This window comes from Aeromonas sp. 82P, from assembly GCF_051919365.1.
In the GTDB taxonomy this organism is placed as follows: domain Bacteria; phylum Pseudomonadota; class Gammaproteobacteria; order Enterobacterales; family Aeromonadaceae; genus Aeromonas; species Aeromonas veronii.
The window spans coordinates 1277336-1291959 of the sequence record NZ_JBQBEV010000001.1; the positions used below are offsets into that span (position 1 = coordinate 1277336).

Annotated in this window: 12 protein-coding genes; 1 reads left to right on the forward strand and 11 read right to left on the reverse strand. The window is 60.3% G+C overall.

Annotated features, from left to right (window positions below; genetic code table 11):
- From ACTG2S_RS06000 to acs, 7 genes are all read right to left on the reverse strand, one after another.
- Positions 1 to 1428, reverse strand: coding sequence for a PTS transporter subunit EIIC (locus tag ACTG2S_RS06000; protein WP_439982160.1), 1428 nt, complete (start codon positions 1426 to 1428; stop codon positions 1 to 3).
- A gap of 89 nt (positions 1429 to 1517) precedes the next feature.
- Complete coding sequence (panF, locus tag ACTG2S_RS06005) at positions 1518 to 2975, reverse strand: sodium/pantothenate symporter (protein WP_227273115.1); 1458 nt, start codon at positions 2973 to 2975, stop codon at positions 1518 to 1520.
- A complete protein-coding gene (locus ACTG2S_RS06010; RefSeq protein ID WP_005349483.1) occupies positions 2965 to 3228 on the reverse strand; it encodes a YhdT family protein in 264 nt (87 codons plus the stop codon). Before ACTG2S_RS06010 ends, panF begins: the two co-directional genes overlap by 11 nt.
- Positions 3229 to 3355: 127 nt before the next feature.
- Positions 3356 to 4696, reverse strand: coding sequence for an acetyl-CoA carboxylase biotin carboxylase subunit (accC, locus tag ACTG2S_RS06015; protein ID WP_005338910.1), 1341 nt, complete (start codon positions 4694 to 4696; stop codon positions 3356 to 3358).
- 15 nt (positions 4697 to 4711) lie between these two features.
- Complete coding sequence (accB, locus tag ACTG2S_RS06020; protein WP_005338908.1) at positions 4712 to 5170, reverse strand: acetyl-CoA carboxylase biotin carboxyl carrier protein; 459 nt, start codon at positions 5168 to 5170, stop codon at positions 4712 to 4714.
- A 36-nt stretch (positions 5171 to 5206) separates the two neighbouring features.
- Positions 5207 to 5656 carry a type II 3-dehydroquinate dehydratase gene (gene aroQ / locus ACTG2S_RS06025; protein WP_005338907.1) on the reverse strand — a complete coding sequence of 150 codons (450 nt, stop codon included), beginning with the start codon at positions 5654 to 5656 and terminating at the stop codon, positions 5207 to 5209.
- Positions 5657 to 5944: 288 nt separating this feature from the next.
- Entirely contained in the window at positions 5945 to 7891 is a 1947-nt protein-coding gene (gene acs / locus ACTG2S_RS06030) for an acetate--CoA ligase (RefSeq protein WP_274160174.1), read from the reverse strand.
- 157 nt (positions 7892 to 8048) lie between these two features.
- Between acs and ACTG2S_RS06035 the strand changes: the two genes are divergently transcribed.
- Entirely contained in the window at positions 8049 to 8339 is a 291-nt protein-coding gene (locus ACTG2S_RS06035; protein WP_439982162.1) for a hypothetical protein, read from the forward strand.
- A 30-nt stretch (positions 8340 to 8369) separates the two neighbouring features.
- On the opposite strand, the gene ACTG2S_RS06040 is transcribed toward ACTG2S_RS06035, so the two are convergent.
- From ACTG2S_RS06040 to torA, 4 genes are all read right to left on the reverse strand, one after another.
- Entirely contained in the window at positions 8370 to 10817 is a 2448-nt protein-coding gene (locus ACTG2S_RS06040) for a sensor domain-containing protein (protein ID WP_420791274.1), read from the reverse strand.
- Between the two features lie 153 nt (positions 10818 to 10970).
- Entirely contained in the window at positions 10971 to 11339 is a 369-nt protein-coding gene (locus ACTG2S_RS06045; RefSeq protein ID WP_005338902.1) for a hypothetical protein, read from the reverse strand.
- 7 nt (positions 11340 to 11346) lie between these two features.
- Complete coding sequence (torD, locus tag ACTG2S_RS06050; RefSeq protein ID WP_274160175.1) at positions 11347 to 12015, reverse strand: molecular chaperone TorD; 669 nt, start codon at positions 12013 to 12015, stop codon at positions 11347 to 11349.
- A 99-nt stretch (positions 12016 to 12114) separates the two neighbouring features.
- Positions 12115 to 14607, reverse strand: a complete 2493-nt coding sequence (gene torA / locus ACTG2S_RS06055; protein WP_274160176.1) for a trimethylamine-N-oxide reductase TorA — start codon at positions 14605 to 14607, stop codon at positions 12115 to 12117.
- Positions 14608 to 14624: the final 17 nt, after the last annotated feature.

Below are 14624 nucleotides of genomic sequence, written 5' to 3' on the forward strand. Positions count from 1 at the left end.
TTACCAACTGCTCTGGCTGGCCGACTCCTGATTGGGTTTGAGGCCGAGGGGGACCGACTGGCGCTCCGCCAGCATGCGGATCTGCCCTTCAATCAGGCTGGCGCTGGGGCCCAGCACCAGCACCAGCTGGTGGTCGTTGAGCTGGATCCAGGAGAGGCAGCCCAGCCCCAGCAGGCGGGATTGATCCACCAGCGAAATATCGCGCACCCGCAGGCTGAGCCGGGTGAGGCAGACGCTCATCGCCACCAGATTGTCCATCCCGCCCAGCACCTTGAGGTACTGGATCGCCAGCATCTGCGGGTCGGAGGGGGCAACGCTGGCGAGGCGCGGATGCTCTACCGCGATGGGTTTGCTCGGCATGCTGAGGGGGGCGCGCTCCAGCAGCTGATAGAACAGCAGGGTGTAGGCGACGAAGAACAGGATACCGACCGGAATGAGCCAGAAGCTGTGCTCGCCGGATTGATAGCTCAGCACCAGATCCAGCAGACCGGCGGAGAAATAGCTGCCCACCTTGATCCCCAGCCCGCTGCAGACCGCCAGCGACAGCCCGGTCAGCAGGGCGTGGGCGAGAAACAGCCAAGGGGCGGTGAAGGCGAACAGAAACTCGATGGGCTCGGTGATACCCACCAGTGCCGAGGTGAGCGCCAGGGTGAGCAGCAGCCCGCCCTGTGGCAGCCGCTGCATCCGCTGGCGGTGCAGCCAGATGGCAAAACAGGCGCCCGGCAGGCCGAACATGATGATGGGGTAGAGACCGGCCACATACCCTTCATGAAGGGGTTGGGCGGCGGCCAGCGCCTGCAGGTTGCTCTCGCCAAGGCCGATGACGCTACCCAATACCTGATGCAGCCCGAGCGGGATCAGCAAGCGGTTGAGGGTGCCGTAGCAGAAGGCGCCAAACGGCGTGGTAAGCAGCTCAGAGGTGAGCAGGGTCAGCCCGCGCTCCAGTGGCGGCCACAGCAGCGAGAGGGGGATGGCGATCAGCAGGCAGGCCAAGGCCGACACCAGCAGGCTGGGAAACTCCCCCTTGGCGATCTGCAGCCAGCGGGGCAGGGTTTGCTGGTGTACCCAGGGGTAGATGATGGCGGTGGTAAGCCCCGCCAGCAGGCCGCAGATCATGTCGGCGTGCAGGTTGGGGGCTAGCGTATTGAAAGCTGTGCTGAGCAGCAGGAAGTTGACCGCACCCGCCAGCGTCTGCCCGCCCAGCTCTTTCCGACTCAGGCCAAAGGCGATCGCCACCGCATAGATAAGCGGCATCTGGCTGAAGATCGCCTGACCGGTGAGGGAGAGCACCGCCAAATCGAGCACGTCGGGTTGCCCAAGCCGGTAGATCAGCGCCGCCATCGGCAGGATGGAGACGGGCAGCAGCAGGGCATAACCGAGCCGCTGCAGGGCTTGAGTAACGACTTGTCGAGTGGCTTTAACGGGCATACAGCGGCTACGTTCTGTGACTTGGCGCACAGTTTAACCGGAAAACACCTATTTGGGGATAGTTTTGGAACCCCTAATTTATATTTTTATTATTTCTGCCCGAAAAGCTCGCGCACTTCCCGCGAGGGCGGTGCCGTCAGCAGGCTGACCGCGATAAAGACCACCAGCGCCAGCGTGAGGCTTGGCACGATGGCGTGCAGGCCAGCCAGCTTGATCCCCCACTGACTGAGTACCCCATAGCTGACGATGCCGCTGACCATGCTGGCCAGTGCGCCCGGGCCGTTGGCCCGCGACCAGTAGAGACCGAGCACCAGTGGCCAGAGGAAAACCGCCTGCAGACCGCCAAAGGCGAGCAGGTTGAGCCAGATGATCATCTCAGGCGGTTGCAGCGCCGCCAGCAGCACCAGGGTGCCCAAGATCAGGGTGCAGAGCAGGGAGAGGCGCGGAATGCGCACTTCCAGCTTCTCCTGCTTTGGACTCAGATAGTTGAGATAGAGATCCTTCACCAGAGTGGCGGAAGCCTGGATCAGCTGGGAGTCGATGGTGGACATGATGGCCGCCATCGGCGCCGCCAGAAAGACCCCGGCCAGCCAGGGGGGCAGCACTTCCATCATCAAGGAGGGCATGATCTTGTCCGGGCTGTCCATGCCCGGCAGGATGGCGCGGCCAAGGGCACCCGCCAGATGCATGCCGAACATCAGCAGGGCGCTGACTACTGTGCCGATCAGAATGCCGCGATGGAGCGCCTTGCTGTCGCGATAGCCAAAGCAGCGCAGCGCCGAGTGGGGTAGCCCCACCACCCCGACACAGACCAGGATCCAGAAGCTCAGCATAAAGGGCTGGGTCAGCATGTCGCCGGCCCCTTGCGGGCTTACCAGCTTGGGATCGATCTCCCTGAGCTGGTGGATAAGGTTTGGCAGGCCGTCACCGGCAATCAGAATTCCTGCCAGCAGGGCGCCGGTGCCGATCAGCATGATGATCCCCTGCAGGGCATCGGTCATCACCACGGCGCGAAAACCGCCGATGATGGTGTAGAGCAGCACACAGCTGGCAAACAGCATCAACCCCTGCTGGTAGGAGAGCCCGGTGGCGGTCTCCAGCAGGCGGGCGCCGCCGATAAACTGCACCACCATAGTCGCGATAAAGGCGAGGATGATAGTAACGGAGCCGAGGATCACCACCGCCTTGCTCTGGTAGCGGGCCCACAGCATATCGTTGATGGTCACCGCATTGACCCGGCGGGCGATGATGGCGAACTTCTTGCCAAGCACTCCCAGAGTGAGCCAGACGGTGGGCAGCTGGATCATCGCCAGCAACACCCAGCCCAGACCGATCTTGTAGGCCGCGCCCGGCCCACCGATAAAGGAGGAGGCCGAGGTGTAGGTAGCCACTAGCGTCATCGCCAGCACCAGCCCGCCCATGCTGCGGTTGCCGATGAAGTACTCCTGCACGAAGTTGCCTTCTGCGCGATGGCGGCTGGCCCAGAAACCCACCCCCAGCACCAGCACCAGATAGATGACGAGCGGCAGCATCAACTCAAGATTCATGGGATGACTCCTTGCCGGAAGGGGAGTGGGTATCGAGGGGGATCTCCACAAACAGCCGGTTCACCATCAGGGCGCAGAGCAGAATGAACAGCAGCGGCATCACCATGCAGCTGAGCAGGAACCACAGCGGCAGCCCCCACAACTCCAGCTGGAGCGGGATAAAATAGGCGGTGCCATACCAGGCAAAGAAGTAGAACAGGGTCAGCAGCAGGCAGAAAGCTGCTTCCCGGCGGGCGAGAGCGAAACGGTTCACCTTGGCCTCCGACAAATTTGAGGGGCGCAAGGATAACAAAAAAGGGCCATGTCGCCATGGCCCTTTTTCAGCAGAGGCTCCTTGCGGAGCAGACTTCCACCGGAAGTCCGGTCTCTATCAGCGATCCTTACAGACCTAACTTCTTGTGCAGGTAGTGGATATTGGTGCCACCGTGCTGGAAGTTTTCGTCTTTCATGATCTCTTTTTGCAACGGTACGTTGGTCTTGATCCCTTCCACCACCAGCTCGTCCAGCGCATGACGCATGCGGGCGATGGCAATGTCACGATTCTCGCCGTAGCAGATCAGCTTGCCGATCATCGAATCGTAGTGGGGCGGTACCTTGTAACCGGCATAGATGTGGGAGTCCCAACGCACGCCCAGACCACCCGGCGCGTGGAAGCGCTGCACCAGACCCGGAGAGGGCATGAAGGTGGCCGGATCTTCGGCGTTGATCCTGCACTCGATGGCATGGCCACGGATGCGGATATCCTGCTGGGTGATCGACAGGGGCTGACCGGCGGCGATGCGCAGCTGCTCCTTGATCAGATCGATACCGGTGACCATCTCGGTGACCGGATGCTCAACCTGAATACGGGTGTTCATCTCGATGAAATAGAACTCGCCGTTCTCGTACAGGAACTCGAAAGTACCCGCGCCGCGGTAGCCGATCTCGATACAGGCGCGCACACAGCGCTCGCCGATGAACTTGCGCATTTCGGCGGTGATGCCGGGTGCCGGCGCCTCTTCCACCACTTTCTGGTGGCGACGCTGCATGGAGCAGTCACGCTCGCCCAGATAGAGGGCGTTGCCCTGGCCGTCTGCCAACACCTGAATTTCGATGTGGCGCGGGTTTTCCAGGTACTTCTCCATGTAGACCATGTCGTTCTTGAAGAACTGGCCAGCTTCGGATTTGGTCAGGGCGATGGCACCCGCCAGTTCCGCTTCATTGCGCACCACGCGCATACCGCGACCACCACCGCCACCGGCTGCCTTGATGATCACCGGATAGCCGATGCGCTTGGCAATGGCGGCGTTGTGCTTGGCGTCGTTGTCGACGGGGCCGTCAGAGCCCGGTACACACGGTACGCCCGCTTTCTTCATCGCTTCGATGGCAGAGACCTTGTCACCCATCAGGCGAATGGTCTCGGCGCGCGGGCCGATGAAGATGAAGCCGGATTTTTCGACCACTTCGGCGAAATCGGCGTTCTCGGAGAGGAAGCCGTAACCCGGGTGGATGGCCACGGCACCGGTTACCTCGGCGGCGGCGATGATGGCCGGGACGTTGAGGTAGGATTCAGTACTGGCCGGTCTGCCGATACAGATTGATTCGTCGGCCAGCAGCACATGCTTGAGCTCCCGGTCGGCGGTGGAGTGAACGGCCACTGTCTTGATCCCGAGCTCTTTACAGGCGCGCAGGATCCGCAGGGCAATTTCACCGCGGTTGGCGATGACTACTTTGTCCAACATGGGTGGCGATTTCCCTTATTCGATGATGAACAGCGGCTCGTCAAATTCGACGGCCTGACCATTTTCAACCAGGATCGCTTTGATCACACCGGCCTTGTCAGACTCGATTTGGTTCATCATTTTCATGGCTTCGACGATGCACAGGGTGTCGCCGACATTGACTTGCTGACCCACTTCCGCGAACGGCTTGGCATCCGGGCTGGAGGAGCGGTAGAAGGAGCCAACCATCGGGGAGCGCATCAGGTGACCGCTCGGGGCGGCATCGGCGGCCGGTGCCGCGGCAACCGGGGCGGCAGCGGCTGGTGCGGCAACCGGAGCAGCTTGCTGCATCATCATCTGCGGCATGGCGGTGGTCACCTGACCGGAGAAGTTGCGGCTGATGCGAACGGACTCTTCACCTTCGGAGATCTCCAGTTCGGCGATGCCGGACTCTTCAACCAGTTCAATCAGCTTCTTGATTTTGCGGATATCCATTAGCATTCTCTTTCTTCTTTATCTGATCAGTGATTATCAAGCCGCGCGCAGATGGTGCACGGCCGCGGTTAAAGCGAATTGGTAGCCATCGGCCCCCAGACCACAAATGACCCCTTTGGCGACATCAGACAGATAGGAGTGATGACGGAACGGCTCCCTGGCATGGACGTTTGACAGGTGAACCTCGATAAAAGGGATGGCGACACCCAGCAGCGCATCGCGAATGGCGACGCTGGTGTGGGTGAAAGCGGCTGGATTGATGATGATAAAATCCACCTGGCCCATGGCCTGATGGATGCGGCCGACCAACTCATGTTCGGCATTGGATTGCAGATGTTCCAGAGTGACACCGAGTTCGCTGGCGTTAAGCTTCAGATCGGCGACGATCTCATCAAGCGTCTTGCTGCCGTAGATACCCGGTTCCCGTTTGCCCAGCAGATTCAGGTTTGGTCCGTTGAGCAGGAGGATTCGGTGATTTTGCGACATATTGAGTACATCCTCGATGATAATGCTGCTATCTATCAGCTATCTTGTGGACTACCAGAAATCTAGCCATTTTCTGCGAAAATCGGTGTGCCCTGGCACACAGATTTCGCAATTATATTGATTTCGTGAAAATTAGCAGCATTTTACTGGTCTAATCTCTACATCTGGCTATTTATTGCACATTCTGGTCGGCAAGGCTCCGTAGCTACCGCCTTGCTGTTTGCTGGCGGATGAGAAACGACAAAGCCGGCACAGGGCCGGCTTTATTGAGCAACAAACGAAGCGGGATCAGGCAGCTTCCGACTTCTCGCGAATGAGTTTGTCTACTACGCCCGGATCCGCCAAGGTGGAGATATCCCCCAGGCTGTCGGTCTCGCCGGTGGCGATCTTTCGCAGAATTCGCCGCATGATCTTGCCGGAACGGGTCTTCGGCAGCCCCTCTGCCCAGTGGATCACGTCCGGCGTGGCGATGGCACCAATCTCCTTGCGGACCCACTCCTTCACTTCTTTGTGCAGCTCGCGGCTCGGCTCTTCCCCGGCGATCAGGGTGACATAGGCATAGATGCCCTGACCCTTGATCTCGTGAGGAACCCCCACCACCGCGGCTTCAGCGATCTTGGGATGGGCCACCAGCGCCGATTCAATTTCAGCGGTACCCATGCGGTGGCCAGAGACGTTGAGTACATCATCCACCCGACCGGTGATCCAGTAGTAGCCGTCCTCGTCGCGACGGGCACCGTCGCCGGTGAAGTAGCGGCCCGGGAAGGTGGAGAAGTAGGTCTGCTCGAACCGCTCATGATCGCCGAACACGGTGCGCATCTGGCCTGGCCAGGAGTCGGTGATCACCAGGTTACCCTCGGTGGCCCCCTCCAGCGGCTCGCCCATGTTGTCCACCAGCGCCGGTTGCACCCCGAAGAAGGGACGGGTTGCAGAGCCCGGTTTCAGGTCGGTGACGCCGGGCAGCGGCGTAATCAGGATGCCGCCGGTCTCGGTCTGCCACCAGGTATCGACAATGGGGCAGCGTTCGTCACCAATGGTGCGGTAGTACCACTCCCAGGCTTCCGGGTTGATGGGTTCACCCACCGAGCCCATGATGCGCAGGCTCTGGCGCGAGGTGCCGGTGACCGCTTCGTTGCCTTTGGCCATCAGGGCGCGGATGGCGGTGGGGGCGGTATAGAGAATGGTGACCTTGTGCTTGTCCACCACCTGACTCATGCGGTTGGTCGCCGGGTAGTTGGGCACCCCTTCGAACATGATGGTGGTGGCGCCGTTGGCAAGCGGCCCGTAGACCAGATAGGAGTGACCGGTAACCCAGCCCACATCGGCGGTACACCAGTAGATATCCTCTTCGTGGTAGTCGAACACATATTTGAAGGTGAGGGTGGCATAAACCAGATAGCCGCCAGTGGTGTGTAGCACCCCCTTGGGTTTGCCGGTGGAGCCGGAGGTATAGAGGATAAAGAGCGGATCTTCGGCGTTCATCGCCTCGGGCGGGCAGTCGCTGCTGACGGCGGCGGTCGCTTCATGCCACCAGATGTCGCGGTGGTTGTGCCAGGCGACATTGCCGCCGGTGCGCTTGAGCACGATCACCTTGTTGACCTGGGTATCCGGGTTGGTGAGCGCTTCATCCACATTTTTCTTGAGTGGCACCGGACGGCCGCCACGCAGTCCCTCGTCGGCGGTGATCACGATGCGCGAGCCCGAGTCGATGATGCGGCCGGCCAGCGCTTCCGGCGAGAAGCCGCCGAAGACAATGCTGTGTACCGCGCCGATGCGGGTACAGGCCAGCATGGCGATGGCGGCTTCGGGCACCATCGGCATATAGAGGCAGACCACGTCGCCGCGGTGAACCCCTTGTGCTTTCAATACGTTGGCAAACTTGCACACTTCGATGTGCAATTCGCGGTAGGTGAGTTTGCGATCTTCGGCGGGGTTGTCCCCTTCCCAGATGATGGCGACCTTGTCACCCCGTTCGGCGAGATGGCGATCGAGACAGTTGGCAGAGACGTTGAGCTGGCCATCTTCAAACCACTTGATGGATACATGGCCCGGATCGTAGGAGGTGTTCTTGACCTTGGTATAGGGTTTCATCCAGTCGAGAATTTTTCCCTGCTCTCCCCAGAAGGTATCGGGATCCTCGACTGAGGCCTGATACATGGCGGCGTAGTCGCCCTTGTCTAGCAGTGCATTGCTGCTGATGTGGGGTTTGACCGGGTAGACCTTGCTCTCGCTCATCACTCACTCCTTTGAATACATACTTTTAATAATTAAGTAACAACTTATACCTTTGGCTGATGGGGGCAATTAGACTTTTGGATAGACAGCAACATTTGGTTACAGGGTTATGGGTGACACTCACGCAGTGAGTCGGTAAAAAGGAGGACTTCGATGGATGGAGGTAGTTATGTTCTCTCTATTGCTCTGTGCATCCCTGTGGCAGTTTGATACGACTGTTCTTGCAGACAAGCCTCCCAAAGAGTTTGCGATTACACACCAGGAGCCTTCACAGACTGTGCGGGAGCGGGTTGCTGATCAGCTTGGTCATGCATGGCAGGATAAAAAGTCGGGAACCAAGTTTGCTCTCAGTGAGCCAGGATCCCGTTACTCTGGCGACTCACCGCTCACTCGCATGGCCAATGAACGGGATAATGGTGGTGTTCCTACCCTGACGTTTGGAAAATAGTTTGATTGACCGTTTGTTTCCTTGGTATCGCTAATGTTGAACGTTTTGGCAATCCAAGCGTTCGTGCATCTGTTCTACATGCAGTGGTTTGCTGAACAGATAGCCCTGTCCTTCGCCGCAGTTGAGTGACTGCAAAAAGGCGTGTTGTGCCTTGGTTTCAATCCCTTCGGCGGTGACCTCCATATCCAGACTGTCGGCCAGATTGATGATGGTGCGGCAGAGCTCCCGACTGTTCTTGTCTTCCGGTAATGCCTGCACAAACGCCCGGTCGATCTTGATGCGATCGATGGGCAGACTTTTCAGCAGGCTCAGGGATGAGAAGCCGGTCCCGAAGTCGTCGATGGCGATCTGCACCCCCAGCGCCTTCAGGCGGGTGAACAGCTGCATGCTCTGATCGACCCGCTGGATGATGCTCTCCGTCACCTCGATCTCGAGCCGTTCTGGCGGAAATCCTGTCTCGGCCAGAATGGCGGCGACCCGTTCAACATAGCCCGGGGATCGCATCTCCCGCACCGACACATTGACCGACAAGCGGGGCACCGGCAGTCCGGCGGCTAGCCAGTTTTGTCCCTGCTCGCAGGCGTTGCGCATTACCCACTCCCCTATTTTCTCGATCAGGCCGCACTCCTCTGCCACCGGAATAAAACGGGTCGGCGCTATCATCCCCTCATTGGGATGCTGCCAGCGCAGCAGGGCTTCCAGTCCACTCAGGTGGCCGTTGGCCAGATTGGTCATGGGTTGATAGAAGATGCAGAGCTGTTCGAGCTCAAGGGCCTTGAGCAGACCCTGCTCAATCTGCATCCGCTCGCGGGCTCGAGCCGCCATGCAGGGGGTATAGAACTGGAATCCGTTGCGCCCCTGACTTTTCGCCTCGTACATGGCGCTGTCGGCGGCGCTGACCAGGGTTTCCGGGCTGTCTGCATGATCCGGATAGATGGCGATACCGATACTTGCCGAGATCGCCACCAGCTCATGGGCCAGCTCAACCGGTTCACGCAACACGGTCAGCAGGGTATTGGCCAGGGTTGCCAGCTCGTCAGGCTCCTCCAGATAGGGGATCAGCACCAGAAACTCGTCTCCCCCGAGGCGGGTCGCCAGATCGTTGTGCTGCAGGCAGCCGCGGATCCGCTCTGCCAGCCGCTTGAGCAGCTCATCGCCAACTCCGTGGCCCAGGCTGTCGTTGATCAGCTTGAAGCCATCCAGATCGATAAAGAGCAGCCCCAACCGTTTGCGATTGAGCTGCGCGGTTTTCAGCTCAAGGGCCAGCCGCTCCTGCAACAGATGGCGATTGCCCAGTTCGGTCAGGGGGTCGTGATAGGCAAGGTGATTCAGCTCGGCCTCCACCTTGCGAATGGCGCTGATGTCGGAAAGGGCGATCACATAGTGAGTGGTGTTGTTGAAGTTGTCATAGACAGCACTGATCTGCTGCCAGGAGGAGAAGTAGCTACCATCCTTGCGCAGACAAACCATCTCGCCATGCCAGGCGTTGTTGCCGGGGCGCAGGTGATACCAGGGATAGTCGAGGTCAGTGTAGCGCCTGGGATGCATGATGATATCCGGGGTACGGCCTATCACCTCCTCGGCATTGTATTGGGTCAGCATGGTGAAGGCCGGGTTGACCGACAGAATATGGTGCTCGCTGTCGAGGATGATGATCCCCTCGGCCGTGGTATCGAATACCACGTTGGCCTGATGGAGTCGTTCCTCCTGACGGCGGCGGGCGGTGGCATTGTGAATGACCCCCATGACCCGGTGGCCGACCGACTCGGTGGCGGGGACATGGTCGGCATGAATATCGACCCAGTGGCGCTCGTTGAGAGCGGTGAGGTAGCTCAGGGTGAGATGGATGGGGTCATGACTTTGCAGGGCGGCCTTGAGCTGGCTGCCGGATTCCGGTTCAAAACAGTCGACGAACGCTTGCAGCCCGCCGTGGAACTGGTTGGCCTCGATGCCCAGCAGCGGCTCAATCTGGCCGTCGAACAGTAATCTGTCTTCCGCCACGTGCCACTCCCACACCCCGATTTGGGCCGCTCGCATTGCCAGTTGCAGCCGTTGTTCGGTTTCGTACTGCTCGGTGATGTCCCGCACAATGGCGAGGATGCCGTTCAGCTCCCCTTTCTCATCACGCATCGGGCTGTAGGTGGCCTGAAAGCGGCGGGAGCTGCTGTCATACGCCGCGGTTTGGCCCGTGATGGCGATATCCACGTAGGGCATGCCGCTGCGCATGATCTGCTGAAACATAGGCTCCAGGGTCGGTGCCAGCTTGGGAACCACCTCTCTGAGGTGCTTGCCCTGATGCTCCTCGATGCTTTTGCCATTGATGTCGGCCAGCACCTGATTGACTTTACGGTAGCGAAATTCGCAGTCAAAGACGCCGATGCCCAGAGGGGCATTATCCATCAGCTGTTCCAGGACGGTGTGATCTGACAGCTGGGTCAACATTGCCTCGGCGTCGGCGTTGAAAAGCTTCCCATCCATGATGACCTCGGCATTGATTGTTTTATCACTTGCATCAGTTGTCAGTATGGCACGAACTGTTTGGCCGGGAGCCAAGCGGAGTTATCTGGTTGTTTTGACGGCAAGAATAGGCATAAAAACCTGATAAAAAGGATGGAGAAAGGGGGCGAGTGGTTATCCCTTCTGGCGACCAAACGCCTGAATACCGCGTACAAATACCAGCCAGCCGATCAGATGGAACGGGAGGGCAAGCAGATAGAGCAGCAGGAAGTGCGACTCGCAGCCACTGCTGTTGATGAAGTCGATCCAGGCAGCCAGCAGCGCCAGCATGCCGGCAATCTGGAAGCGGCGGCGCAACACCACCTCGACGCCGAGATTGGCAAGGTAGAGGGTGAGCAGGATGCCGGCAAATCCGGTGAGCTGGGCGGTGCCGTAGAGCTCGCGATCCGGGTTGAACAGCAGTGCAATCAGGGGAGTAATGCCCTGATCCAGCGGGATCAGGGCCAGCAGCCAGCATGCAATCAGAAGCAGGGCTGTCTTCATCGCGGCCTCAGTCGGCGGACGGTGCCGGTTTGACCAGAGAGAGGTAGTTGGCATCCATCTTGAGGAAGACCCCCAGCAGACGGGCACTGGCGCCGTAGAAGCCAAACCGGTCGGCTGCGCGACAGGCCGTCTCGAACTTGTCGAACCAGCCCAGCAGATGGCCGTGCAGCAGTGCTTCCTGCTCGTCGAGCCAGCGTTCCCGCTCGGCTGCGCTCTTGGCTTCCGCCGCACGGATGATGAGATTGCCCATCAGATCCAGCTCGATGGCCAGATGATCCGCGGGCTCTTTGTATTTGTCGCTGACATTGATACCAAGGCGATCGAGGCGGGCCTGCATCTCGGCCTTCGGGGCCTGCATCAGCAGCTTGGCCTCGCCACGGTAGAGTGATTCGTAGGGCAGGGCGCCCTGTTTGGGATCCACCAGAAACAGGCCGGCGAAGTCGGCGGCGAGTTCCAGCTGGCGATCCTGGCGCACCAGCAGGCGGGCGATGGCCTCGTTGAGCTCGGCCACGGCTTCGCGCATCGGATCCAGGGTGGAGAGGCTTTTCAGGAAGCTTCGCACATCATAGGTGTCATATTCGGCGATCTGCTCATCACTGAGTTCGGCAGCGAACAGGGTGGAGAACCACCAGTAGAGTTCGGCCCGGCGTTCGCTGGTAGCCATAAATTCCTGCATTTTTCCTCCGTGGATGGCAATCGGGAGCCTTGATGGCTCCCGATTCTAACGACTTTAAAAATAAAGGAAACTCAAGGGGGCGCTTTCGTCCCCCCGAGGTCAGAGTGCCGGGAACATGGGGTCGATGCCCTTGGCCGATTCCGGCGCGCCGAAGGCCGTGACGGCAGGTGCCTGCCCGCGGAACTTCTCGATCTCCACCAGCGCGGTATGGGCCGTGGTGGCCTGCGCCAGGCTGGAGGAGCCGATGTCGGCGGTCAGCACGTTGGGATCGCCGTAGGTACAGAGCGTCCCTACCTTGCCACCCTCTTGCGGGCCATACCAGGCTCCTTCCTGAATGCGCACCACGCCGGGGGCGTAGTCATCGCTCACCACCAGCCCGGCCAATACCTGACCGCGACCGTTGAACACCCGCACCAGATCGCCGTCCTTGAGGCCGCGGGATTTGGCATCCTGCGGATTCATGTAGACAGGCTCGCGACCCTGTACCGTGTAGGTGGCGCGATAGTTGTCGGAGGAGCAGAGCTGGCTGTGCAGCCGCTTGTCCGGGTGGCAGGATTGCAGGTGCAGCGGGTACTGTTTGCTGCCCGGCCCGCCGTGGGAGCGCTCGTAGGGCTCGATCCAGACCGGATGGCCCGGGCAATCCCCATAGCCGTAGTCGGCGATGGTCTTGGAGTAGATCTCGATAAGGCCAGACGGGGTGCCGAGCGGCTCCAGATCCGGCTCCTGACGGAACGACTCGTGGCGCACCCAGGGTTGGCCTGCCGGGAAGGTGACGAAGCCCTCGCCGTGCCAGAACTGGCTGAAACGGGGCAGACGGATGCCGATGCCGCGACCCTGCAGGCGGGCATCGTCATAGATGCTCTGGATCCACTCCAGCTTGCTCTTGCCACCGGTGAACTCGGCTTCGCGACCGAAGCGACGGCAGAGATCGGCGAAGATGTCGTAGTCATCGCGCGCCTCGAACAGCGGCTCCACCACCTTGTACATGGCCAGAATGCCCGCGTTGGAGTGGGAGCCCCACTGCTCGATGTCATCCCGCTCATAGGTGGTGGTGGCGGGCAGCACGATATCGGCAAAACGGCAGCTGGCCGTCCACTGGTGATCGATGCTGACCACGGTTTCCAGCTTGCGCCAGGCCGCGACCATCTTGTTGCGATCCTGCTGGTGGTGGAACGGGTTGTTGCCGCAGAACACCGCCATCTTCATATGGGGGTAGGTGATGGTCTGGCCGTTGAAGGCGATCTGCTTGCCCGGATTGAGGATGCAGTCGACGAAACGGGCCACCGGAATGAATTTGGAGTAGCCCTTCCAGTCGCCGTCATGGATCGGCTTGACCCCGGGAATGACTGAGCTGAAACCGGACATGATGGGGCCGCTGGAGGTGATGGTGCCCGCCCCGTTGTAGTGCCAGCCAAAGCCGTAACCGCCCCCCGGCAGGCCGATCTGGCCAATCATCGAGGCCAGTACCACCAGCATCCAGGCGTACTGCTCGCCATGGTGCATGCGCTGCACACACCAGCCGCCGATAAGCTGGGTGCGGCCGCTGCTCATGGCGCGGGCCAGCTCGCGGATGGTCTCGGCTGGTACGCCACAGATGGCGGCGGCCCACTCGGCATCCTTCACCTGACCGTCGCTGGTGCCCAGCAGATAGGGCAGGAACTTGTCAAAGCCGGTGGTGTAGTTCTTCAGGAACGCCTCATCGTGGCGCTTCTCGCTGTAGAGGGTGTGGGCGATGCCCAGCATCAGCGGCACGTCGGTCTGCGGATTCAGGGTCACCTGATCGCAATTGAGGTACTTCTGGGTCTTGGATTTGACCGGGTCGACACTGATCACCCGGATCTCGCCTTTGGCTACCTTCTCTTTCAGCTGTGCCCAGTAGTCGTAGACGCTGTGATCCGGCACCAGCCAGCCCACCTGCAGGTTCTTGATGGGATCGGAGCCCCAGATAACGATGGTTTTGCTGTGCTCCAGCACCAGCGGCCAGGAGGTCTGCTGCTCATACACCTCCATAGCGCCCGCCACGTGGGGCAGGATCACCTGGGCGGCCCCGGTGGAGTAGTCACCGGCCTTGGCCAGATAGGTGCCGTGCAGGTTCATGGCACGCCCCAGCATGGCGCCAGCGGAGTGCAGCTTGCCCACCGACTGCCAGCCGGAGTGACCGGCATAGAGGGCGCTCGGGCCATAGGTTTTCTGCACCCGTTCCAGCTCGTGATAGAAAAAGTCCAGCGCCTGGGACCAGGTGACCCGCACGAAGCGGTTCTGGCCGCGTTCGCTGGTGTCGGACTGGTGCCCCTTGCGCAGCCAGTCCAGCCGCACCATAGGGTAGCGGATGCGGGAGGGGTTGTAGACCACCTCACTCAAGGCCTTGAGCATGTCGGTTGGGTGCTTGTCATGCTCGAACGGCAGGGTCTCGACCCAGCGTCCATCGACCACCCGGGCACGGAAGGCGCCCCAGTGGGAGCCGGACTGCACCAGCTTGTCGCCAGACTCGGCAGCCATCACGGCGCGACCGAGCAGGGAGGGGCCGATCAGGGCAGAGGCACTGCTGGCCAGCAAGCCACCCAGAAAACCACGACGGGAAATATTGATCATCTTGTTATTCCTCTTTC